The sequence below is a fragment of the Amphibacillus cookii genome, from assembly GCF_016908375.1.
In the GTDB taxonomy this organism is placed as follows: Bacteria; Bacillota; Bacilli; order Bacillales; family Amphibacillaceae; genus Amphibacillus_C; species Amphibacillus_C cookii.
Map to the genome: position 1 here is coordinate 18,542 of NZ_JAFBDS010000010.1, position 25,115 is coordinate 43,656.

The 25,115-nt window shown below is 37.7% G+C and carries 17 protein-coding genes; 4 read left to right on the top strand and 13 right to left on the bottom strand.

The features are described 5' to 3' along the window. Nucleotides 1–139: 139 nt before the first annotated feature. The 9 genes from JOE23_RS14225 to JOE23_RS14265 form a co-directional block, all read right to left on the bottom strand. Complete coding sequence (locus JOE23_RS14225; protein WP_204439377.1) at nt 140–985, bottom strand: SDR family oxidoreductase; 846 nt, start codon at nt 983–985, stop codon at nt 140–142. Further along, entirely contained in the window at nt 982–2,052 is a 1,071-nt protein-coding gene (gene uxuA, locus JOE23_RS14230) for a mannonate dehydratase (protein WP_204439378.1), read from the bottom strand. Before uxuA ends, JOE23_RS14225 begins: the two co-directional genes overlap by 4 nt. Before the next feature lie 19 nt (nt 2,053–2,071). Then, on the bottom strand, nt 2,072–4,120 hold the full coding sequence (locus JOE23_RS14235) for an alpha-glucuronidase family glycosyl hydrolase (protein ID WP_204439381.1): 2,049 nt from the start codon (nt 4,118–4,120) through the stop codon (nt 2,072–2,074). A 168-nt stretch (nt 4,121–4,288) separates the two neighbouring features. Then, nucleotides 4,289–5,209, bottom strand: a complete 921-nt coding sequence (locus JOE23_RS14240; protein WP_017472994.1) for a carbohydrate ABC transporter permease — start codon at nt 5,207–5,209, stop codon at nt 4,289–4,291. A 13-nt stretch (nt 5,210–5,222) separates the two neighbouring features. Next, nucleotides 5,223–6,224 (bottom strand): ABC transporter permease, encoded by a 1,002-nt coding sequence (locus JOE23_RS14245; protein ID WP_204439383.1) that lies wholly within the window; start codon nt 6,222–6,224, stop codon nt 5,223–5,225. 233 nt (nt 6,225–6,457) lie between these two features. Continuing rightward, entirely contained in the window at nt 6,458–8,143 is a 1,686-nt protein-coding gene (locus tag JOE23_RS14250) for an extracellular solute-binding protein (protein ID WP_204439385.1), read from the bottom strand. 150 nt (nt 8,144–8,293) lie between these two features. Beyond that, nucleotides 8,294–10,042 (bottom strand): sensor histidine kinase, encoded by a 1,749-nt coding sequence (locus JOE23_RS14255; protein ID WP_204439387.1) that lies wholly within the window; start codon nt 10,040–10,042, stop codon nt 8,294–8,296. Between the two features lie 9 nt (nt 10,043–10,051). Then, a complete protein-coding gene (locus JOE23_RS14260; protein ID WP_204439389.1) occupies nt 10,052–10,765 on the bottom strand; it encodes a YesL family protein in 714 nt (237 codons plus the stop codon). Between the two features lie 19 nt (nt 10,766–10,784). Beyond that, nucleotides 10,785–11,333 carry a type 2 periplasmic-binding domain-containing protein gene (locus JOE23_RS14265; protein ID WP_204439391.1) on the bottom strand — a complete coding sequence of 183 codons (549 nt, stop codon included), beginning with the start codon at nt 11,331–11,333 and terminating at the stop codon, nt 10,785–10,787. Between the two features lie 285 nt (nt 11,334–11,618). On the opposite strand from JOE23_RS14265, the gene JOE23_RS14270 reads away from it, so the two are divergent. From JOE23_RS14270 to JOE23_RS14285, 4 genes are all read left to right on the top strand, one after another. Continuing rightward, on the top strand, nt 11,619–13,163 hold the full coding sequence (locus tag JOE23_RS14270; protein WP_204439393.1) for a glycoside hydrolase family 43 protein: 1,545 nt from the start codon (nt 11,619–11,621) through the stop codon (nt 13,161–13,163). A gap of 115 nt (nt 13,164–13,278) precedes the next feature. After that, nucleotides 13,279–14,778, top strand: a complete 1,500-nt coding sequence (locus tag JOE23_RS14275) for a GH39 family glycosyl hydrolase (protein ID WP_420827546.1) — start codon at nt 13,279–13,281, stop codon at nt 14,776–14,778. A gap of 20 nt (nt 14,779–14,798) precedes the next feature. Beyond that, on the top strand, nt 14,799–15,929 hold the full coding sequence (locus tag JOE23_RS14280; RefSeq protein ID WP_204439397.1) for a family 8 glycosyl hydrolase: 1,131 nt from the start codon (nt 14,799–14,801) through the stop codon (nt 15,927–15,929). A gap of 15 nt (nt 15,930–15,944) precedes the next feature. Continuing rightward, complete coding sequence (locus JOE23_RS14285) at nt 15,945–17,549, top strand: glycoside hydrolase family 43 protein (protein ID WP_204439398.1); 1,605 nt, start codon at nt 15,945–15,947, stop codon at nt 17,547–17,549. A 545-nt stretch (nt 17,550–18,094) separates the two neighbouring features. Here the strand turns inward: JOE23_RS14285 and JOE23_RS14290 are convergent. The 4 genes from JOE23_RS14290 to JOE23_RS14305 form a co-directional block, all read right to left on the bottom strand. Then, nucleotides 18,095–19,717 carry a response regulator transcription factor gene (locus JOE23_RS14290; RefSeq protein WP_204439400.1) on the bottom strand — a complete coding sequence of 541 codons (1,623 nt, stop codon included), beginning with the start codon at nt 19,715–19,717 and terminating at the stop codon, nt 18,095–18,097. Then, on the bottom strand, nt 19,710–21,461 hold the full coding sequence (locus JOE23_RS14295; RefSeq protein WP_204439401.1) for a sensor histidine kinase: 1,752 nt from the start codon (nt 21,459–21,461) through the stop codon (nt 19,710–19,712). The genes JOE23_RS14290 and JOE23_RS14295 overlap by 8 nt, the downstream gene beginning before the upstream one ends. A 36-nt stretch (nt 21,462–21,497) precedes the next feature. Then, entirely contained in the window at nt 21,498–23,183 is a 1,686-nt protein-coding gene (locus tag JOE23_RS14300) for an extracellular solute-binding protein (protein WP_204439404.1), read from the bottom strand. 956 nt (nt 23,184–24,139) lie between these two features. Continuing rightward, nucleotides 24,140–25,084, bottom strand: coding sequence for a carbohydrate ABC transporter permease (locus tag JOE23_RS14305; protein WP_204439405.1), 945 nt, complete (start codon nt 25,082–25,084; stop codon nt 24,140–24,142). Between the last annotated feature and the right edge of the window lie 31 nt (nt 25,085–25,115).

Consider the following 25,115-nt stretch of genomic DNA (forward strand, 5'->3'; position numbering starts at 1 on the left):
AATTAACTAAGTTTTTATATAATTTTTAGTCAATATAACTATTTGTTTTGTCTCTCTAAATATAATGCCTTTAATCAGCGGCGTTTACAGGCGGTTATCGATGAACATCACTAACATTAAAGAGAGAGTTGCTCATTACTTAAACACCTGAATAAGCCATAAATCCGCCATCAATGGGGACACTAATACCTGTCACAAAACCACTATAACTGTCATCAGCTAGCCACAATAAGGCCCCATGAAGATCTTCAGGCTTTCCAAGTCGGTCCATTGGCGTTTGTGATAAGATTTTCTTCGTTCTTTCAGTATAAGAACCATCTTCATTCGTTAATAATCGTCGGTTTTGTTCGGTCAAGAAAAAGCCTGGCGCCAGCGCATTAACTCTGATTCCTGTCTTACCGAAGTGAACAGCCATCCACTGCGTGAAATTATCTATACCCGCTTTCGCTGCACTATAGGCTGGCACTTTTGTCATCGGAGAAGGGGCACTCATCGATGACATATTAATAATTGAACCTTTGGTTTTTAATAACGCTTTGGTAAATACTTGTGACGGTAAAAGCGTCCCCATCAGATTGAGGTTAAAAACATGATTAAAACCTTCTTGTGTTAAGTCAAAGAAGCTTCGCACTTCTGGGTCCTCAACATCTTCTTGATCGTATACTTCATTTGTCGTAGACCCTTCTGGATGATTACCTCCTGCGCCATTAATTAATAAATCAACACGACCAAATGCCTCTACGACCGCATCCTTTGCCTGTTCAACAATGTCACGCTTAGTTACATCACAAAATATCGAAAGCGCTTCTCCCCCTTTTTCCTTAATAGCCGTTGCCGTCTGATCACCAAATTCCTTAGGATAATTTAAAATCGCAATTTTCATACCATGTTTGGCGAGCTCACGTGCCATCGAACCACAGAGAACACCGCCACCCCCTGTAATCACCGCAACCTTTCCCTTTAGTTGTTGATGTATTGGTCTCATTTTTGTTCCTCCTCTAATGCGTCCCATATCCCTTGCAAATAGACAGCCCCTAAAGCCCGATCATATAAGCCATAGCCGGGCCGACCTTCTTCTCCCCATATCATTCGGCCGTGGTCAGGACGTAAATAACCTTTAAAATGATTTCTAGATAAAACCTCTATAAGCCCCTTAATATCGACAGTACCACTAGCGTCTTTATGTGCGACTTCATGGAAATCACCATCGGCATTGTGGGTAACATTACGAATATGAATGAACGGCACACGATCCATCGCAACAAACTTATCAAAGATATGAACTAAATCATTCGAACGGCTTGCACCTAACGAACCGGAACAAAGTGCTAATCCGTTCTCCGGTTGATCGACAGCGTGAATGATCCGATCCAAATCAGCTTCATTTTTCACAATTCTCGGCAAACCAAAGACCGACCATGGTGGATCATCCGGATGAATCGCCATTCGAATGTCGCAAGCTTTTGCAACAGGAATAATTTGCTCTAGAAAATAGACAAGGTTATTAAACAGACCTTCCTCTGTCATTCCTTCGTATTGCTTAAACAACTTCGCAATATCAGCAAGTCGCTCTGGCTCCCATCCTGGCATGACATGACCTTTAGATCCTTCTTCTATACGATGAATCAATTCTATCGGTTCAATGCCTTCAATCTTAGCACGCTGATAGGCAAGTACAGTAGAGTGATCCGCCAGCGGCATCGCTAAGTCTGAACGCGTCCAATCAAAAATAGGCATAAAATTATAACAAATTACTTTAACTCCATACTTACTTAATGTGCGTATCGTTGCTTTATAATTTTCAATATACCGATCACGTGATGGCAATCCTAATTTAATATCATCATGCACATTAACACTTTCAATGACTTCAAGTGCTAAATTCGCTTGCTTGGCTTGTTCGACAAGTGCTTTAATATCTGCTTCCGGCCAATTTTCACCAGCCGGTATGTGAAAAATTCCACCTACCACACCTGTCATACCTGGAATCTGTTTGATATATTGAAGCGGAATCTGATCGTCACGACCAAACCATCTAAATGTCATCTTCATTGTATTAATCCCTCCTTAATTAATAAATGATACGACCCTGTTGATCTTCTATGCCTGACTTTCGATAGAAATACGTATTTATAATATCGCGCCATTCCTTAGCTGACGCCAATTGATGATCTAATCGCGCCTTCACATCGTGATAACGCTGCTGATCCACAAAATCCTGAAGGCGCTCCCAAGTTTCAATCATGGCTTCAACTTGCATAACACCCTTAAAATGGCTATCATAAATATGCTGAATAACTGTTTTTCCACTTTTCAATTTATGGGTATAAGGCACATGATGAAAGAACAATACCAATTCATCTGGGCACGTCTCTAACGATTCATAAAGCTCACGATTTTCAGGGTGATATTGGCCAGTGTAACCTGTTCCTGTCTTTATGGTTCGATCAACACCAAGACCTTCTCGATCTGCAAAATGATACGTTCCCCATGCCATGTATTCATAGCCATCCACATTTGGGCCATAATGGTGATTAACATTAACCATCCAACCAATGCCAAGCGGAGAGGTGTAGTTCTCGTAGGTCTCCCATGAAGGCATAATCATTTCCATCATTTTTTCATATTCAGGATGACAGCCAAAGGTTTGCTTGATCCATTCTAAAGCAATCTCTTCAGCAGTTAAATTAGGATTCCAAACCAAACGTCCATAACCATACAAGTTAAGTTGTGCCATCGTATGACCAGTCCAATTATAATCTTTGCCAACATTAGAAACAGCTGCAATACCCGCGATTTTATTTTGAAAAACATCTCCACTTACAATATCTTGAACCTTTGTCCCTGCCCCTTTTGCATACGTATCAAACGCCAATACTTCCTTCCATTGGGGAATCAAATAAACAAGATGGCGCTGTTGCCCTAAATATTCTTGAGCAATTTGAAATTCTAAAAATTGATTGGTGTGTTGTAAACCACCAATTAATGGGGAGACTGGCTCTCTCACTTGAAAATCCATTGGACCATTTTTAACTTGCAAAACCACATTATCCTTAAATTGCCCATCAAGTGGCATAAAATGATCATAAGCCGCTCTAGCACGATCTGTTCTTCGATCACGCCAATCTTGTTTACAGTTATAAACGAAACAACGCCAGATCACCTTCCCTCCATAAGGGGCAATCGCATCAGCAAGCATATTAGCTCCCTCCGCATGATTGCGACCATAAGTGAATGGTCCTGGGCGATTTTCTGAATCAGCCTTAACTAAAAAACCACCTAGCTTCGGCACCTTTTGATAAACATGTTTGACTGTTTCTTTCCAAAACGCAATCACTTTCGTTTCTAATGGATCAGCACTATCTAATCCGCCTATTTCAATAGGGGCTGCATAATTAATACTTAAATAAACGGTAATCCCGTATTGATTAAATATGTCTGAAGTTTGCTTAACATCTGCTAAATACATATCCGTAATCAACTTTGACTCGATTTGATGCACATTAACATTATTAATCGTCAAAGCATTAATCCCAATTGAACTGAGCAATCTAGCATAATCATGAATGCGTTGGCGATCTTTAATAAATTGATAATCTTTATAAAAGAAGGATGGTCCTGCATATCCTCGCTCCACCGATCCATCCATATCATCCCAATGATTAATCATTCGAATTGAATTTTTAGGTTTTTCTTTAATGGATAGCTGGGATACGGGCTCTTGCTGTTGAATCAATCGTAACAAGTGAAAAATTCCATATAGAATGGCGCGACTTGAACCACCGGTGATACTAATTCGTTGCTCTGTCGATTCAATTGTGTATGCTTCTTCTTGGTACGATGAATCACACAAAAGGGCAAGCCCTGTTTCATTATGGTCTGCTAAATGAACAGCTGGTTGATAGCCAAACATCGCATCAAGCGCTACATCTAATTCATCTAAACCTCGATCAATGACCTCATCTCTTTTAGTGACGGTAACAATGGAAAGGTACCGAGTCGTAGCTTGTTTATAGCTTTGCACCTTAATCGCTTGATATTGTAGCCAAGCGCGATAACTCGTTAATTGGTTTTCTTCCAGTTGATCAACTAGCCACTCTCCATTTCTATGTTTACACATATATACACTCACTCCCCTCAATTAATGTATAAAACGATCTCCCTAGCATTGCACGCTCCTCTTGCTGTTAATCTTACAGCAAAGGTTTTCTTAACTATTTATAGTTTATGATTTAATTTTAAAAATAGAGCGCCTTGACTTTATAAGCCCAAGGCGCTTGACTTAGCACTAACCTTTTACTCCGCCTAAAGTTAATCCTTTTACAAAGTATTTTTGCAAAAATGGATAGACCATAATAATAGGCACTGAAACCACAACAGTCATAGCAGCTCGGACCGATTGCGGTGTTACCATTTCTACCTGGCCCCCTAAAGAATCTGCAAAAGAGTCTGCTGCGCCACCTCCAGAAGTATTCGTACTTTGTAGTACTTTCATGAGCTCATATTGGAGGGTACTTAATTCAGGTATTGATGAATTGTAGATAAACACATCAAACCATTGATTCCATTGACCCACTGCTACGAATAAAGAAACTGTAGCAATAACTGGAACGGCAAGTGGTAATGCGATCTTAAAAAACTGAACAAACTCTCCTGCGCCATCCATTCGTGCAGATTCGAAGATCGTCTCTGGTAACCCTTCAATAAAAGAACGAATGACAATTAAATTGAATACCCCTATAAGGGTAGGTAGAATATAAACCCAAAAAGAACCAATCAATCCGAGTTCTCTATTAAGTAAATAAGTAGGGATTAATCCTGCATTCATATACATCGTTAAAACAAACGCTAATGTTGTAAATCTTTTCAAAATGAAGTGTGGTCTTGATATCGTGTAAGCGACCATAGCTGATGCAAACACACCTAGACCTGTACCTACAACTGTTCTTAAGACAGATGTAATCCCAGCCCGAATAACCTGCGCTTCATTAAAAACATGCGTATAATTATGCGTTGTAAATGAACGCGGTAAAATATGCAATCCACCACGAACGGTATCTGTAGCATCATTTAATGATATAGCTAATGTATTTAACATGGGGTATAACATAACTACCACTAAAATCAGCATTAATAGAATATTTACTGAATCAAAGATTAGATCATCAATCCCTCTTCTTTTGCCTGCAAGCCTTCTTAAGAGACTCATTATATCCCCTCCTCTAGAATAATCGTGCTTCTCCCAATTTCTCTGCTATCTTATTGGCCCCAAACAAAAAGATAAAGCTTATGATGGTCTTGAACATGCCGGCAGCGGTGGCAAGTGAAAAGTTTGCCATCGATATACCATATCTCAACACATAGATATCTAAGTTTTCCGCAAAATCCATATTCATTGAATTCATAAGTAAGTACTGTGCCTCAAAACCAGATTCAAGAATATAACCAATATTCATGATTAGTAAAATAACCACAACTGGCTTAATACCTGGTAATGTAATATACCATATCCGTTGCATTCTCGAGGCCCCATCAATCTCTGCTGCTTCATATTGTTCCTGATCAATCATCGTCATGGCAGCTAAGTATATGATAGAGTTCCACCCAACGCTCTTCCATACATCTGAAGCACCAATAATTCCCCAAAAATAATGACCAACGCCCAGCCACATAACGGGTGTATCAATAATGCCTAAGTTTAATAGTACGGTGTTAATAATTCCATCATCCATTGATAGCGCAGTTGAAACAAGTCCAGCTACAACTACCCATGATAGAAAGTGAGGCATATAGCTAATCGTTTGAACGATCCTTTTAAATGTAATATTTCTAAGTTCATTTAATAACACCGCTAATGTCACGGCTGTTACAAAACCAAGCACGAGATTAATGATGCTCATCGCTAATGTATTTCGCATAATTTCTAAAAATCGTTCACTTCCAAATAAAAAACGAAAATTATCAAACCCCGCCCACTCTTGATCCAAAAAACCTCTGGCTGGACGGAAATTCTGGAATGCCATTACCCATCCACCTAATGGTAAATATTTGAATATAAATAACCAGATTAAGAATGGAACACTCATCCATAGTAATTCTTTTTGCTCTTTACACTTACGAAAAAAATATTTAGGTCCTTTTTTCGGACGCTGCAGATTGACCTTTTGTTTGTCTTTATATTTTAAACGCTCCTTGACTTGTATGGGATTTACTGGTTGTGCCAAAGTCATCTACCCCCTTCGTTTTTTAGTAATTAATTTAGAAAAATAAACCTACTAGACTATTGCTAGTATTCACTTGTTTTTATAACTGAAAAAATACTTTAATAATTAATCTTCTAAAAATATTTTCACTTCAGTTCGTCTATTTTTCCAAACTAATATTACTTGCAGTGGTGATTGCATAATGGTTATGGCAACTATAGTTACCATAACCATTACGCTTATTATTTCAACAGTTATTCTTCTCCAAACTGCCAGTTACCATTAAGACGCTCTTCAACCGTTCTTGTGAAAAATTCTTCATACGCGTCGACATTTAGCGATCGGTATGCCTCAACAAATGTATCCCACTCAGCTTCAAAGTTACTCGGATCAGCTAAGACTATCCGTGGATAGTGACGTTTTAATAATTGATCAGAATTTTCCTCGAAAATATCAGCATCTGATCCTGGCGCAATATTTGCACTCCATGCTGGGTACCATGGACGATCATCTGGCAATGAGAATATTTCAGAAAAAGTATCTATATCATAAGCATCAAGGTACTCACGATCACCTTCACGGTATTCTAAGGTTGCCACTTCTGGTTGACGTCTTGGTTCAATAGAATTCCCATCAGAGAAAGTCCCGTTGATACGCGGCCAATCCCATGAGAAAGTCGTCATTCCAAATTCTTCTTGAAAACTTTGTGGGCGCACAAGTTCAATTTGTTCTTCTGTACGATAATAACGACCTTCATCATTAACTTCGTAATGTTCACCTTCGATTCCCCACATGATCAAGCGCTGGTTTTCTTCCTTAACCATGTTATCCCAATACTGAACGATGCGTTCAGGATTTTCTGCATTCACTGTAATACCCGTCCCTCTATTTTGAACAAAGGCAGGCGGGTCAATATATTGGTCTTTAATATCTTCATCAAAGACAATCGGTAGCGCCATAAACTCTTTATCCGGATCATTTGCTTCTTGAAGCGCGTTTCTTGCATCTCCAAATGCCCAACCATAATCAAAGAAACCTAACACGCGCCCTGACGATAGTTTCGCTAAATAATCATCGTTATTCATAACAAACATCTCTTGATCTAAATAACCTTCAGCATTCAATTCATTTAATTTCTCCAAATAACGTTTTGCATGCTCAGAATCAGCATAGACAGAAGCTTCATGTGTTTCCATATCAATCATAACCCCACCGTCATTTGGATAACCAGCTAAATGATTTGGTGCATTAGAAATTCTAAAGAAATTTGTGTCATGTCCTATACCGGTAAAAGGGACCGTAGTCATTCCATCTATCTCTGGATTTTCATCAGCATATCGAGTAATTAGGTCAAAATATTCATCAAGGGTTCTCACTTCAGGAAAATCATATTCTTTTAACACGCCACGTTGAATCCAAAAAGCACCCTGATCAATATTAGCCATTGGCTGGTACTCATTAATCTCTGCACCAAACGGAATATAATAAATGTTCCCATCTGGGTAAGTAAAACGATCTAAATATTCACCATACATTTCAAGAATATTTGGACCGTGCTCTTCTAATAAATCATTTAGTGGAATAAAAGCACCTGCGTCAACAAGCATATCTTCTGTTCCAGCTCCAACCACAACGTCTGGGTACGTTCCGCCAGCTAACATAACGCCAATACGCTCGTTAAGATCACCGACAAGATACTCTACTTGGAAATTAACACCTGTTTGTTCTTCAAAAATTTCCCCTATCACCGTTTCATTCGTATTGACATCTCGACCTGAACCACCGATAAAGTAATGGTAAGTTACATTTTCATCACTGGTTTCACCAGAACCATCACCGTTATCAGTTACCGTCTCTTCATCTGCATCTCCACAAGCTACAAAAAACCACATCAGTGCCACCATTAACATAAACAATAAAGATAATTTCTTAACTTTCATTAATCGACAACCCCTTTTCCCTTTTTGTAAGCACTTTCATTATAACGTTGACCATGGTTTACATCACCATAACAAACTAAAGAGCGACCCTAAAAAAATATAGGTATTTCGTTAGGGGCGCTCTTAATTATTTTATTATTTTCTATTGTGTTAGCGGGTGTGATACTTAATCGGCAACTGCAATATGATCGTGGTTCCTTTGTTCAATTCAGTGGATATTTTGAATGTGAATTGTTCTTGAAAGTATAGCTTCAAACGGTAGTAAACATTCTGTAGTCCAATACTATTGCCCATATTTTCATCATTTTCAAGTTGTTCCATAATCGCATTTAACCTTGATTTAGCTATTCCTACACCATTGTCACGAATTTCAAATAGAATGAATCCATCTCGTTGACCGATTGTTATCGTTATTTCTCCTTGCCCTTTCAGTGGCTCAATACCATGGATACTTGCATTTTCTACAAAGGGGAGGAATGAAAGATTTGGAATATAACTTTTTATAATTTGATCATCAACATCTAAATGGTAAGTTAGTTTATCCCCAAAGCGATAAGCCTGAATTTCTAAAAAGGCTTTAATGAGCTGAACTTCATTTTCAATGGTGACCCATTCTCTATTCCATGTGATGGCATTTCGGAAAATCCCAGCCATATGCTCAATAATATTAGCTGTTTCTAGTTCGTTTTTCATTAAACACCGCATTCGAATCGTTTCAAGAGAATTAAAAAGGAAATGTGGATTAATCTGACTTTTAAGTGCACTTAATTGTGCTTGTTTCTCCTTTATTTCCAAATCTTTTTTCGCCAAATTTGCTTTAAATACTTCATTGAATAGCTGATTGATTTTGCGAGTCATTCGATTGATCTGTCGGGTTAACTGTCCAATTTCATCTTTAGATTTGACATAAGGATATTCTTCAAATTTCTGATCTTCGATGCTTTTCATATGCTGCAATACTTTCGCCAAGCGTGAATGAAAAGACTTAGAAATAAAAACAATGATTAATGTTGGCAAAATAAAGTTAATAATACTTAAAACAATAATAAACCGACTTGATTCAAATAGCTCACCTATAAACGCAGACGTATCTACTACCCCTACAATCTGCCAACCTTCTAAATAATTATCACGTATAACCCGTTTGGTTATCAAATCATTTCTCGAAACATCGAGATCATTAAATGAAAGTCGATTTCCTTCCCAATCTACATGTTGATTATTTGTATAAACGATCTGATCCCGTTCATCTAATAAGTATAGATCGCCTTGCAATGTGACATTATGAAAAACTTGCTTAAGTGCCAATGGATTCATATCAATTCTTACGATGGTTTCATATTGATCATACAAGTAAAAATAATTGAGCTCTTGAAATATTGACAAATTAATGGAAGTACCTTCCGCTTCCTCTCGGTAAATAATCGGTTGATGATTATTCTTTAAGTGCCCGTACCATAGCTTCGTTCGCATTTGATCAGTAATGGGGTGTACGCCTCCTGAAAAGATAACGGTCGGATTTTCTGTAAAAAAATTTATATTCTGAATAGAATGATAGAGGGGCGTCGACGTACCATATTGCCTAAGCACATAATTATAGGCTTCGACATAATCAATAGTTGTATCATAATTTTGATCAAAGAAATCGTAAAGTCGAACATCTAAATAGAGTGTAGTTGCCATTCCGATCGCTTGATCAGTTAAGCGTCTAAATTCTTCTTGCGTTTGATTAACGACCAATTCGATGTCTGTTTCCTTCTGATTTAAAAATCGTTTTGTTGTCGTCATATAAAAGAAGGAATTAGATACAACAATAGGAAGAAAGACAGAAAGAATATAGACAATTAAAAACTTGTTACGTATTTTTAAATCGTTAAAAGACTGCATAAATGTTCTCATGTTCCGCACCTAGTCATTAACTGATCGAGTAGCTGAGCTTATTTTTTCTTTAAGTTGTCTTGTTCTAAATATTAAAGAATCCTCATTATTAGCAAGGCGTTGCTTCTTTCGCACAATACGTTCAAAAGCATGCACAGCATTCCACATGATTAACCATAATAGAACACTAACTGAGAAAAAAGGAATTAAACCCGGTATAAATCGAAAGAGATAAGATCCTATTATTAAAGCTAATGCCATGGATACTAGTGCTAACGGATTGGCAACAGCGATCAAAACAGCGACTTTGAAATATTGAAAGAACTTAAGTTGATAATGCACGTAGACAGGGAATAAAAAAAGCACTAGTAAAATATAAATAGTGACTGTAACATACCAAAAAAACAATATCACTGTGTGCTCTAAACCAGAAATCACAGCTAGATAATTATAATTAAAATACAAAATGTAACCCATGACTATTAAACAATAACCTAAGCCATTCGCACCGAAAAAAGCAGCTTTATAATTCGACCAAAACACGCTAAACATCGGTGTATCTGGATCTTTTATCAACCACTTTCTTATCACCGAATAAGCAGAAGCTGTCGCTGGAAATAAACCGAAAACGCCAAGTCCTAATACAGTAAATGTCAACCAAAGTATATTTAAATAAGCAAATCGCCAAATCCATTCCATTAATCGATAAAAACGCGTGGATAGAAAGCCATAATTATTCTCCATCTAAGATCCCCCTCAATATTTATAACCATTCTTCAATTAACTGTCTAGCAAGGCTTTGATGCGGAGATGTCGCAACAACGCCTACTAACCATTCATCTTCCAAGTCAAACCCCATGTCTTGGATAAATGTCATTTCTTCACTTAAAGGAAGTGCATAAACATGTTCAGCGGTTCCCTCTTGATTCTCCCGTATAAATGGATTGAGTCGCGCTGTATTATCAAAATGATCTACATAATCATCAAGAGGTATTAAACCGTATGGATCAATTAACACTTGATCTAGCCAACTGTCAACGACAAACATATCAACCTCTTTATTAAATATCTCGATGGTGAGCTTATCATAAGAAGGTAAAGTTACGGCCACGTTTACTGATATATGCTCATCTAATTGGTCACTCAATAGCTCTTCAATATAAGCTTGTAACGGCTCTTGATAGGACTGAGATATACTTGAAATAAACATGATCTGAAATCGATCTGCATCATGATTACCATCTGTACCACTTCCTTGACAGCCTACCAAAGAAACGAACAGTATCAAGGCCCATATATACTTTTTTTTCATAACCACTCACCTCTTAAATATTTACACCAATTTATAATAAATATACCACCCATGTGAAGCGCTTACAAAATATAAATTAAAGAAGTTACTTTAAAATGTTTAGAAAGTATGAGCTTTCTCATACAATTGTTGACATTCAATAAGCACGCGACTATACTAGCTTTAATTAGTTTGTTCGACAGACAAACTTACAAAAGATTAATCTGATTGTATCATAGTTTAATAGTTGGTGTTTTTATTTTTTTCACATACATTATTTTATTTTAAAGATAGGAGTTGTAAAAAATGAAATATTTAAATCCTGTTATTTCTGGATTCTATCCAGATCCTAGCGTGACAAAAGTTGGTGAAAATGATTATTATTTGGTTAATAGTTCCTTTGAATACTATCCAGGCATCCCCATTCACCACAGCACAGATCTCGTTAACTGGACTCAGATCGGACACGTGCTTTCGAAGGAGAACAAATTCGATTTAACAACAGCTAAAAGTTCAGGAGGTATCTATGCGCCAACGATTCGTTATCACAATGGCACATTCTATGTGATAACGACGAACGTATCAGGTGGAGGGAATTTTTATGTAACAGCGACCGATCCTACTGGACCATGGTCCGACCCAATCAAAATCCCTTATGGCAATATCGACCCATCAATCATGTTTGACGATGACGGTACCGTTTATATTACGACACAATATGGGGCAGGTTACGATTCGCATATTATTCAATATGAGATCGATATTAGCACAGGTCAAGCACTTACTGAACCAGTTACCATTTTTCGTGGCGATGGTGATCAATGGGTAGAAGGCCCACATTTATATCATATTGGTGATACTTATTACTTATTATGTGCAAGCGGGGGGACAGGAGATGGGCATAAAGCGATCATGGCAAAAAGTGATAAACCTTATGGGCCATATGAGCTTTGCCCCTACCCAATTCTAACCCATAAATCTTTACCTGACCATCCGATTCAATGTATTGGGCATGCTGATTTAATCAATGATCACAACAATAACTGGTGGGTTGTCTTTTTAGGGACACGGCCTGTAAAAAACAAATACACGCTTATGGGTAGAGAAACTTTTTTAGCTCCTGTTAAATGGAGTAGCGAGGGCTGGATTGAAGCGATTGATAATAATAGCGGCTATGTAACGACAGTGATGGAATCCAATCTTCTGATCGAAACAAACTACAATAAACAAATTGAAACGACTTACACTTTCGATGATGCACCATTAACGGATTGGTTCTATTTGAGGGCAAAGAAAGAAGAAAAGTATTCACTAACAGATCGTAAAGGTTGGTTGAAAGTAACGAGTAGTGCTGATACGTTGCATGATCGCCTTGGTATTCCTACGTTTATCTGTAAACCACAGCAGCATATTCATATGTCCTTTTCAACTTTAATCGATTTTACACCTGAAAAACAAACGGACGAAGCAGGGATAGCTGTACGTCTAGATGAAGCATCACATTTAACATTAGCAATTAGACAAATCGATAACAAACCGACTATCATCGCTACACGTTATTACCAAGGGGAAAGCACCATCATTGCCGATCACCTGATTGAGGATAACGAAGTTGAATTACGTATTTCTTGTGATCATACAAACTATACTTTCCAGTTCAAGTCCACGCATGGTGAATGGATCACACTGGGTAAAACATCGATTAAATATTTATCCAATCAACTAAATGGTGGCGCAGGGGGCAGCTTCACTGGTGTCTGTATCGGTCTATATGCAACAACAAACGGTGAGGAAGAAGCAATAGATGCTTATTATAACTGGGTGAAATACGAGGGCAAAGAAAATCTTTAATTTCACCATATAACGTTATCTATACTTTTTACACCAAAACCTAGCATTTAACCCCTTTAATTTAAGCGCTTTCTTTTGTAAGCTATAACTTATAATGATGACAAAATGGAGGGATATTGATTTGATTAGAGCTGATATGTATCAATCTAAAAAACGCAATCAGAAGTGGAAATATTGTGTTGGGACTGGAAGATTGGGGCTCGCATTGCAAGAAGAGTATGTTAAACACCTCAAACAAGTTCAAGAAGAAATTGGCTTTCGTTATATTCGAGGGCACGGTCTATTCCATGATGATATAGGTATTTATCAAGAAGTTGAGATTGATGGCGCTATGCAACCTTTTTACAATTTCACTTATATTGATCGGATCTTTGATATGTTTCGTGAGTTAAAACTTAAACCGTTTATCGAACTTGGTTTTATGCCAGGAAAATTAGCATCAGGTATGCAAACCGTTTTTTATTGGAAAGGAAATGTAACGCCACCGAAAGATTACCAAAAATGGGCCGACCTTATCCAGGCAACCATTGAGCACTTCATTGAACGCTATGGTTTAGAAGAAGTCCTTACCTGGCCTTTTGAAGTTTGGAATGAACCTAACCTGACCGGATTCTGGGAAAATGCTGACCAACAAGAATACTTTAAACTTTATCAAATAACAGCAGAAACGATAAAAAGGATTCATCCCGACTTGCAAGTGGGGGGACCTGCTATTTGTGGTGGATCAGATCATTGGGTTGATGCATTTCTAGATTTTTGTCGTGATGAAAAGGTGCCAGTTGATTTCTTTAGTCGACACGCCTACACATCTCGCCCGCCAGAGAAAACACCTGACTATTATTACCAAGAGTTAGAGCCACCCGAAGATATGCTTGAGCAATTTAAATCGGTTAGAAGACAAATTGAAGCATCTGATTATCCGGGACTACCCTTTCACATCACTGAATTCAACACATCGTATAGCCCGATTAATCCGATTCATGACACATTGTTGAATGCCGCTTACTTGGCCAAAATCTTAGTTGAGTCTGGGGACCTTGTCGACTCGTTTTCCTACTGGACATTTAGTGATGTTTTTGAAGAATCTGGAGTGCCAAAAAGTTTATTCCATGGCGGCTTTGGCATGATCGCTTTACACCAAATTCCAAAGCCAACTTATCATCTTTATCATTTCTTTAATCAGTTAGGTGAAACGGAACACTTCAGAAATGATCAGCTACTTATTACACAAAAGCAGGATGGTACGGTGGTCGTTCTTGCTTGGAATCTAGCCATGGAAAAGGGGAGTGGCTTTAGTACAACCGTGTCGTTTCAACTACCATTCGAGACGAATAAGCCTATTTTCAGACAGAGAAAACGTGTAACTGAACAGTTCGGGAATGCATGGAATGTCTGGAAACAACTTGGGCGTCCGCGTTTTCCTACCCAACAGCAAATTGAACTTATCAAACAGTCAGCCATGCCAATTATTGAAACGGAACAAATCCTTAGTGACCACTTAACAGAGTCTATCGTTCTAGAAAAAAATGAAGTCACTCTATTAAGCTATATACCCGTAACCGATGAAACAGCGAGCTATCCACTGTTAAACGATCGGCAATTAACATCCTATTAACTAACAAAAGAGGTGATATCATGACGAAGGGCGCTTATGAAACAGGCAAATATCGTAATCATTTTTCAAGACTGGGTATTAGCAATAACGACGTCGAGGCCAAAGTTCAAGATACTTGGAATCGCTTATTTACGAATCAACACCCAGAAACACAGATCTATTTTGAAACGGACGATAACATGGGCTATCTCGTCGATACCGGTAATCATGATGTCCGTACTGAGGGGCAGTCCTATGGCATGATGATGGCTGTGCAGATGAACGAGCAAGAGGTGTTTGATCGTATTTGGAAATGGTCAAAGGTTCACATGTACATGGATGAAGGTTACCATAAAGGCTATTTCGCTTGGTCTTGCCAATTAAACGGTGAAAAAAACGCCCATGGTCCAGCCCCTGACGGCGAAGAATATTTTGCAATGGCGCTATACTTTGCCTCAAAACGATGGGGGGATCGTGAAGCACCTTTTAATTATGCTGAGCAAGCGACGACGCTTTTAAGGGACTGCATTCATAAAGGAGAAAACAATGATGGCTCTCCAATGTGGGACCCCGATAACAAATTAATCAAATTCATCCCAGAAGTTGATTTTAGTGATCCCTCATATCACCTGCCCCATTTTTATCAGCTATTTGCTGAATGGGCAGATGAGTCAGACCGTCCGTTCTGGAAGCAAGCAGCGGAAGCAAGTCGAGCTTACATTCGTTCAGCCGCCCATGGCGACACAGGTTTGTCACCAGAATATGCTTTTTATGACGGTACACCTAATCATGTCCGTGGTTTTGGAGATTTCTTTAGTGATTCATACCGCGTCATCTGCAACATAGGCCTTGACTATGAGTGGTTTCGAGACGCTGAAACACCTACAGAAGTGAATCAGAAGGTGCAAGCTTTTTTTAAAGACAAGGCTGTCGAAGATTACAGACGCTATAAGATCGACGGTGAACCGTTCGAAGAAAAATCACTGCATCCAATTGGTCTTCTTGCATCATTAGCAATGGCTTCGCTAGCGACAGACGGTCAATTAAGTGATCACTATATCGAAAAATTTTGGGAAACACCTTTACGCACGGGAGACCGGCGTTACTATGACAACTGTCTCTATTTCTTCAGCTTACTCTCACTAGCAGGAAAATTTAAAATTTGGCGATAAACGGAGGTTCTTTCTATGAAAATCAAAAACCCTATTCTAACAGGCTTTAACCCAGATCCTAGTATTTGCCGGGCAGGTGAAGATTACTACATTGCGACATCAACATTTGAATGGTTCCCAGGTGTAAGCATTCATCATTCAAAAGATTTAAAAAATTGGAAGCTTGTTTCACGCCCTTTAAATCGAATTTCTCAACTTGATATGAAAGGCAATCCGAACTCTGGGGGAGTATGGGCGCCTCAATTATCCTATCACGATGGCCAGTTTTGGCTGATTTATTCTGACATCAAGGTAACAGATGGACAATGGAAAGATGCACATAATTATCTAACCACTTGCAAGACCATTGATGGAGAGTGGTCTGAACCGATCTATATGAATAGCTCGGGCTTTGATCCATCACTATTCCATAACCCAAACGATGGTAAAAAGTACTTTGTTAACATGGTATGGGATCATCGAGAAGGTCACCATAATTTCTATGGGATCGTTTTACAACAATATGATCATCAACAACAAAAATTAGTTGGTGAAAAGAAAATAATTTTTAAAGGAACGGATGTAAAATTAACTGAAGCACCTCATCTCTATTATATTGATGGCTACTATTATTTACTGACAGCTGAAGGTGGGACTAAATTTGATCACCAGTCAACGATCGCGCGCTCAAAAACGATTGATGGTCCATATCAAGTTCATCCTGATAACCCTTTAATTTCGTCTTGGGCACATCCTCGAATTACGTTGCAAAAAGCAGGCCATGGATCAATTGTCCATACCCATACCGATGAATGGTTTTTTGTCCATCTTACCGGACGTGTCTTACCTAAGTTAACAGATCCTTTAATTGACCCGCGAGGCTATTGTCCACTTGGACGCGAAACCGCTATTCAACGCTTAGAGTGGAAAAATAACTGGCCATACATTGAAGGTGGCAATTATCCTAAAGATGAAATTGACGGACCAAATATTAAAGAACAACCCTTTGATCCTGAACCTGTAAAAGAAGATTTTGATGGTGACGACTTGCCACTTGATTTTCAGTCATTGCGCATCCCCTTAGGGGAAGACATCGTTTCATTAAAAGCACGCCCAGGTCATTTACGAATTTTCGGGCGCGAATCTTTAACATCTTTATTTACACAAGCATTAGTCGCCCGGAGATGGCAACATTTTAAATTCAATTCTGAAACAAAGGTGGAATTTAATCCGAATAGCTTCCAGCAAGCAGCTGGACTCGTTAACTATTATAATACAGAGAATTGGACCTACTTAAATATTACCCATCATGAAACAAAAGGACGTATTTTAGACATTATGGTTAGTGATAATACAGCTTTCTCTCAACCTTTAAAAGGGGATGAAGTCGTGTTACCGCAAGATAATAGTCCTGTCTATTTACGCGTAACAGTTAATGATAACGACTATCGATATGCTTACAGTCTTGATGGCGTGTCATGGCAGGATATTGGTCCCGTATTTCGTTCTTACAAACTATCAGACGATTACATCCAAGGTGGTGGCTTCTTTACTGGTGCATTTGTTGGTATGGCTGTCCAAGATACTTCTGGTGAACAGCTCCACGCTGACTTTGATTATTTCACCTATGATCCAAGCTAATCAACACTTTTCCACCTAGAACAAGGAGGTTGGGACAAAAGTAAAAGACATAAGATCAAATACGAATAATCCGTTTGTTTTGTGAACGGATTATTCGTATTTATTACATTAAAACGAATGATACCAAATAGCAGAGGAAATATGCGACACTCTAGCGGGAACAAATCATTTCGTTGGGGCGAGTAATCGCAGCCCAGCACGAGCTGAAGATCCATTGTGTGAGGCGCCCTTCTTCACACCGTGGAATATTAGACTAAACCCGTCACCTCGTGTGACAACGTCTAATTGACCTACATCCTGTAGGCCCGAAGCCGTGCCCGCAGAAAGGGAGTATATTTCCTCTGCGGGTACGTGATAAACCTACACCTGCTAACATCATTCGTATTTGGAGAGCATATTTTTGTTATGTCCCGGCCTCCTCTTAATCTCATCAAATGAGCTACCGCTATCATGTAGACGAATACCATTAGCAACATCTACGGTACGAGGGTGAAGGGAGAGATTTAACATACACTCATCCCTTAACTTAAAGCTTTCCCTTCCGCTCATTTAGCACTTTTCGTAAGGTTTTCACGATATTCTTTCGGTGTTAACCCCGTCATCTTTTTAAAAAAGCGAGTAAAGGAATGGGCAGCATTGTAACCCACATGTTTACTTACTTCACGAACCTTTAAATCTCCGTTTTGCAATAATTCTTTTGCCATCCTAATCCTACACCTATCAATATACTCTGATAGGTTAATACCTTGCTCTTGCTTAAAAAAATAAGATAAATAGGAAGGGTTGAAGTAGTGTATTTCAGCTAATCGAACTAAGGATAAATCCTCCTCTAAATGATTTTCAATATACTGACAGATCCGATCAATCACTTTCGTCGCACGATTGCGATCATCCGTTTTTTTGAATTTAAAGATTTGATTTGCTACTTGTTTTAAATATTGAAAGCTACTTTTTATAGAATTATGTTCGTCCATTTTTAGTAGTTTTTCATAGTTAGTGATTCGATCATGCAAACCATTTTGGCTAATATGACTGTATAAAACCACAGCAATCGTGTAATAAATCCCAATCATTTCATCATAGTTGCTATTCTGAGCTGACTTTATAAGATCAGTGAACACTTCAAAGAAATCATCGATCCGACTTGCTTCTAAATGAGCTGTTAAAATATCGATCTTTTGATTAGAAGGTAAATCCACCTTCTTTGGTTCATCATTACATTCCTTCTCCTTAATAATACATGGGTAGCCGTCACTCATCTTTAATTGTTGTAATTGGCGAAGATGCTCATATTTTTGGGAAATGACCACCCAATCTTCTATTTCTCTACTTATAGTAAGTTGAAGTGTTAATCCAATCTTATCTAAGCATTCCTCTTGGTGAATCTCCAATGTTCCCTCCAAATATTCTACTAAATGAGGATGTGGTAATTTGTTATGTTGAGCGGGTTGAATAAACCAAACCATATCACCGTATCGGTCAACGATACCCATGTTATTTATGTGTTTAGATAAATGTCGATTCCAATTTGCTCTAACAAAACTAAGCATCTGCTGGCGTTCTGTATAAGCTTTTCCTTTTGGATAGTCTAATCGTCCAAGCACTAAGTAAACGCGTTTAGTGGGGTCTAAAGAAATGTTTAATTTGCTGAATTCAGTTAATAAACCTGTTGAATTATGACAAAGCATCTTACTTTTATACAATATATCTCTGAAAAAATCGCTTTGTGCTATTAATTCATAGGCATGTTTTTCTTCTTCAGTTTGCTCAACGTGTATACCGTTTAAAGACATCTTTCTCAGTTCTGTGACCACTTCTTTTACCGTCTCCGTCACCTTATCGTAACCTTCCGTTTTTAAAAGGTATCTCACATCGTTCAATTGAATAGCCTGATAAATATATTCAAAATTATGATGACCCGTTAGAAAAATAACCTTGCATCTCGGCCAGAGTTCTTGGATCTTTTCAATGAGCGCTAAGCCACTCAATCCTGGCATAGCTATGTCTGTTAGAATAATATCAATGCGTGTTCTAGACATCCATGCTAATGCTTCTTTTCCCGAGTATGCTTTACACACATCAAGTTGTTCAGGCATTAGGCGGCTGAATACATCATATAAAGTATCTGTAATAATTTCTTCATCGTCTACGATTAATAGTCTATACATCTCTTAATGCCTCCTTAAGTATAAGTCGGACGTTAACCTTTAAGCCATTCATTTCGCTCTTTGATAAGTACAATCCACTACCCTCTGCATAAGTTAAGACAATTCTGCGATGAATATTAGCCAATCCTGTTAATTCTTGCTGTAACTCACGATTTATTATACGTTCCTGTAAATTTTTTATTTCATTATCGCTGATAGCGCCTCCATTATCTTCAACAATAATGTTCACTTCGTATGGACTTATATCAAAGCTAACCTTCAAAATACCTGAATCAGATTTATTTTCAAGACCATATTTATATGCATTTTCTATAATGGGTTGAATAATAAGTTTAGGTACTTTGATACTTTCAATCTCTTTTGGTAATTCATCAAAATAAAAGGATAGCCGTCTCGAAAAGCGCATATTCTGAATTTCGGTATACATTCTTGCATGCTTTATTTCATCTACTAGAGGAACCAAACTCTCTTCATTTCGTGTTATAAATTTGAAGTACTCACCCAACATCCCGGTAAATTGCTCAATACGCTCAGTATCTTCAGTTTTTGCTAATGAATTTAATATGAAGAAACTATTATATAAGAAATGGGGATTTATCTGTGACTGTAGCTGCTTTAGTTCCGCTTGTTGTACCATAAGGGTTTGCTTATAGTCCCGATCAATTAACATCTTTAATCGCATCAACATCTTATTATAACGATTATATATATGACCAAACTCATCCCTGTTATCATGTTTAATTGGATGGTTTAAGCATCCATTTTCCATTCTTTCAAAAGCATCTACAAGAACTAACAATGGCCGATGAACCAATTTATATGTTGTAAATGCATAAATAACAATCGCGATAACGACAAAGATACTAAATATCCAAAACCACTTTCTAAAAATAGTTAACGGACGCATGACCATGGCTTCAGGTAAATAACTTACAATAGATAATCCACGCTCTTCAAGGTAGACCTGGTCAAAATGATAGCTATGACCGTCAATACTTAAAAGCTGGTTACGCACCTCTTGATCTGGATTAGCCCCTTCTAAATATTTCTTTAAAATAGCTTTCGATGCTTCATTAGAAGACCACAATACCTCTCGATTTTCTGAAAGTAAAAAAAATCCATTGTTATCATACATGTTAATTGAATCAAGTGATCGTTCAAGCTTGTGTTTATCTAACTCAATCTGAATCAAATAAAAGGGGATGCCTTCAATATCCCTATTCATATTACCCACCACTAAATTTAATGAGTCGTCTAACACATTTATAAATTGATAATTTTCAACTGCATTAGAATATATTGAAGCATATTGTAGTTGTTCAAAATCTTGAACGGCATGAAGTGCAGAGATCGATTTGTCAATTGATCGAATGTGAATACTAATGTCTTCAATATATGCACTTGTTCCTTTAATAGAAGTTAGGCGATTGACCAAATGATTTATACTTGTCTTTCTTTCAACACTACTCATCATTTCCCACGTTAAGGCAACCTTACGTAGCTCATGATCATGTAACAGGTCATACTGTTGACCTTCCATCCAACTCATTTCACGGTTCAAGTTTTCCAAATATGTGGTTAATTGATTCTCTGTGTGCCTTGAGATCTCTTCACTAGCATTATGATAACTCCATAGATATAAATATAAACCCATAATGACAATGGGAAGAATGATGATATGATACATAACGAGTAATCTTACAAATAAATATTTACTTAAGCCATAAATGGTTTTACTTGTCATATCTATCTCCCTCCCCAATTTAAACGTATAATCCTTTTATTTTTTATCGTTTTCATTTCTTTGTTGAATTAAATTGACCTCTTTCGTCATATTGTTGCCGCCCATCCTGTTCCAATCCTCAACAAACGCATCAAACTCACTCACTGGATTTCCTAATATAATATTTTGATACGTATCAAGTTGACGATCATCTAGCAAAGCCTTCATATCAATCATTGTCTCTGTAGGTGGCCAAATAAATTGATCAATAAGCAACTGATCATTTTTAATATAATCATCTAAAATAGAAAAAGCACCATCAACTCCGTACGTTAGCGACCAACCCCATCCTGTTTTATCGCCTACATTAAAATAATTTTCAATCTTACTATGGATGGCTGCCGCTTCCCCATTAAGAATTGAAAGATCGTCATTATCTCTAGCTTCCTCTAACTGATAGAAGGCCTCTAAGTTCTTTAATACAGGATATGGGGTAACCGGGGAGAGCTGCCAAATCGAATAGGGGGTACTGTAATAAACGTCATATTCAGCAGTCTCCCCCCAATTTTTCTCTAAGTGCAAATTTATCAGTTTAACTATAGCTTCAGGATATTCGAATCCTTTCCTAACCACCCAAAAGTTATTTGTTTTGTTTTGAATAGGTATATGAGGTGAATCAGGTGTTGCCGATACAATAGGAAAAGGCGCCCATTTAGCTTGCGGATTATTTTCAAGACTTTCCTCAACATAAAAGGGAGCCCACTGTTCGCCGTATAGCATGCCTACTTCACCGTTGGCAATCTGTTCTTTAACTTTACTCCCATCTTTAAACATAAACTCGCTATCTATTTGTCCACTTTTATACAATTCTTGTAAAACAGTCAAAGCTTCCTTGACCTCTGACTGAATGCCACCATATACAAGTTCCCCAGCATCATCCATTATCCAAATATTCGGATAGGCGCCGTAACCTGCCATAAAACCCACCAAACCACCCATATTATTCCACAAGTAATTTGTTACAGCTAAACCGTAAGTATCATCTTCTCCAGTTTGGTTTGGGTCATCAAATGTAAACGCTTTCGAAATTGTTAATACATCATCCATTGTTTTTGGAGGATTAAGATTAACTTGTTCCAACCAATCCGTTCGTATCCACATAAATTGAGCTGTTTCAATTGATGACTCTACTTCCGGTATACCCATTAACTTTTCGTCAATGGTTGCTGCTTCTAATGGATGCATACCTTCTTGAATCATCACATCCTTTGTCAAAGGCGTAGCATAATCATCAAATACGTGAGACAAATCTTGTATCAATCCAGCCTCTGCTAATTGTTGTAACTGCTGAGCATTGACTTTAAAAATATCTGGTAACTGACCAGACATGAGATCAATAGCTAATTGCTGATGGTATAATGGTGTTTCAGCTATCCAATCATACTGAATGTTAATACCTAAAACCTCTCTGTACAGATTAATCCAACGATTGTCCGTTAACGTTTCATCTGGAAAATGTTCAACTAACCTTGCCATGTTGTCACTGGTCTCTCGCACCAGGTGAACGTCAATTACCTCTTCATACTTAGCAAGTCCGGGGTGATGATAGTCGTCTTTTACTTCATTATCCATTAATACGAGCTCGTCATCAATCTTTACCGGTGATTCACAACCCATCAAGGCGTAACTTAAAAGTAATACAATAAACCAACACAAAGATTTATGCCTACCTTTTATTTTCAAAATGCACACCTCGTCTTATCAAATTTTGATATCGTCCACTAGTCTCGTAAACATTTAGTAGATTGAGTAAAATAGCCACAAGCGTAAATAATATGACGTTATGATTACTTCCAAATAGGGATAACACCTTTATAATAGCGAATAAACTGCTATTTTAGCAACTAACGATTTAGTTGTACTTGAAAGTTTCTGTTCACTGATTCAGAAGTAACCATTTATAATCGCTCAATTGACTGATCAGAAAGGAGAAATGGCTTAATATGAACAGTTATAAAAACTAAATAAAACTCAGTGGGCGGGGGGCTACAGGATGTAGGTCATGCAGACGTTGCCACAGGACGTGGTGGTCTTAGTCTGTAATCCTTCTTAAAGACGTGGCGGGCTTAGTCTGTCTTCCTTCTTAAAGATGTGGCGGTTTTAGTCTACGATCTTACCCACCCACTAAGGGTTCGTTGAGTAGATCAGAACATTAACGTCCGTTATCCCACGCCTAAATAGATTTGCTCTACTCTCTATTTTGAGGCAAGCGTTTTACGGACGGTTATCCGTGATAAAACTTGTTTGACATAAGAAAACACCTCTATTTTTTTGATCCATAGCATAGGAAGTCTTCCTAGAAGATAAACAGCTAAAGCTATTTAAATACTATTGGCCAAAATCTAAAAATAGAAGCGTCAATCTTTTGGAAAAATTTAAATATTCTTCCTTGAAATAAGAATAGCTTGAATACGCACTAACCTCCACGTAACCTTTTTTCCACTCCTTCCAAAAAGCAAACGCGTTATATATGTTAACTATGACCTAATTCAATAAAATGAACCTTCAATCAGTGAGCGTTTTACTGAAGGCTATCTGTGATAAATACCTCCTACTCTTAAAGATTTGATAAGTTTTTTAATCGTTTTTGAAGGTTATACAAACACCTTTAATTAGGAAATGGCTCCATGGCTATTTCGCTATCCAACAACACCGGTACGTTCAATACTTTGGACAAAATAACGTTGCACAAAAAGATATAGAATAATAAGTGGTAATATAGCTAACAAAATACCGGTATCTTGCACCATACTTAAATAGAATGGATCAGAACTTGCCGCATCACCACCGTCTAAAAACATCTCTAAATTATATGGCAATGAGGATAACTGTGTCGACATAACATGACTTGATGTCAAATAAGTGGTCGTATAGAAACTATCATTCCATTGCCACACAAATGAAAACAAAACAACGGTAACAATCGCAGGAAAAGCATTAGGTAACATAATTCTAAAGAATGTAGATCCGACACCTGCACCATCTATATATGCAGCTTCCTCAATTGCTTTAGGCACACCCCTAAAGAATTGAGTAAATATAAAAATGTATAACCCTGCCTTTAAAGAATTAGCGGTAATCGATGTTAAAATAAATGGCCAATACGAGTCTAATAGATTAACCGTGTTCCCCGTTAATAAAGGGATTAATCCACCCAAACTAAACTCTCTTAAGTTCATGTACACAGGGATCAAAATAGTAGTTGGTGGCACTAATATTGTTAAAATCACACCAAAAAACAAGATATTACTTCCCTTAAATCTTAGTCTTGCAAAAGCATAACCAGCCAGTGCACAAGAAGCCGCCGTTAAAATGGTTGTCATGCCCGATAGCATAAACGTGTTAAATAATGTCTCCCAATAATTCATAATCGACATCGCATCTCTAATATTATCAAATGTGAAATTCTCTGGTATCCAAACAACAATCGGTGAATAGAGGTCACTTTTATGTTTAATAGCTGTAGAAATCTTTTGTAAAATTGGATAAAGTATAACAAAAGATAAACCAGCTATTAATACAAATCGAACAAATGACCAAACCCAACGCTTTAGTTTATCAAAAGAAAATCGTCGAGTTAGCATCAAATTACTCATCCTTCCTTGTTTCATTAGT

Coding starts and splice junctions, on each gene's coding strand:
- JOE23_RS14225 (WP_204439377.1), bottom strand. CDS start 985: ATGAGACCAATACATCAACAACTAAAGGGAAAGGTTGCGGTGATTACA.
- uxuA (WP_204439378.1), bottom strand. CDS start 2,052: ATGAAGATGACATTTAGATGGTTTGGTCGTGACGATCAGATTCCGCTT.
- JOE23_RS14235 (WP_204439381.1), bottom strand. CDS start 4,120: ATGTGTAAACATAGAAATGGAGAGTGGCTAGTTGATCAACTGGAAGAA.
- JOE23_RS14240 (WP_017472994.1), bottom strand. CDS start 5,209: ATGAGTCTCTTAAGAAGGCTTGCAGGCAAAAGAAGAGGGATTGATGAT.
- JOE23_RS14250 (WP_204439385.1), bottom strand. CDS start 8,143: ATGAAAGTTAAGAAATTATCTTTATTGTTTATGTTAATGGTGGCACTG.
- JOE23_RS14255 (WP_204439387.1), bottom strand. CDS start 10,042: ATGAGAACATTTATGCAGTCTTTTAACGATTTAAAAATACGTAACAAG.
- JOE23_RS14260 (WP_204439389.1), bottom strand. CDS start 10,765: ATGGAGAATAATTATGGCTTTCTATCCACGCGTTTTTATCGATTAATG.
- JOE23_RS14265 (WP_204439391.1), bottom strand. CDS start 11,333: ATGAAAAAAAAGTATATATGGGCCTTGATACTGTTCGTTTCTTTGGTA.
- JOE23_RS14270 (WP_204439393.1), top strand. CDS start 11,619: ATGAAATATTTAAATCCTGTTATTTCTGGATTCTATCCAGATCCTAGC.
- JOE23_RS14280 (WP_204439397.1), top strand. CDS start 14,799: ATGACGAAGGGCGCTTATGAAACAGGCAAATATCGTAATCATTTTTCA.
- JOE23_RS14285 (WP_204439398.1), top strand. CDS start 15,945: ATGAAAATCAAAAACCCTATTCTAACAGGCTTTAACCCAGATCCTAGT.
- JOE23_RS14290 (WP_204439400.1), bottom strand. CDS start 19,717: ATGTATAGACTATTAATCGTAGACGATGAAGAAATTATTACAGATACT.
- JOE23_RS14295 (WP_204439401.1), bottom strand. CDS start 21,461: ATGACAAGTAAAACCATTTATGGCTTAAGTAAATATTTATTTGTAAGA.
- JOE23_RS14305 (WP_204439405.1), bottom strand. CDS start 25,084: ATGCTAACTCGACGATTTTCTTTTGATAAACTAAAGCGTTGGGTTTGG.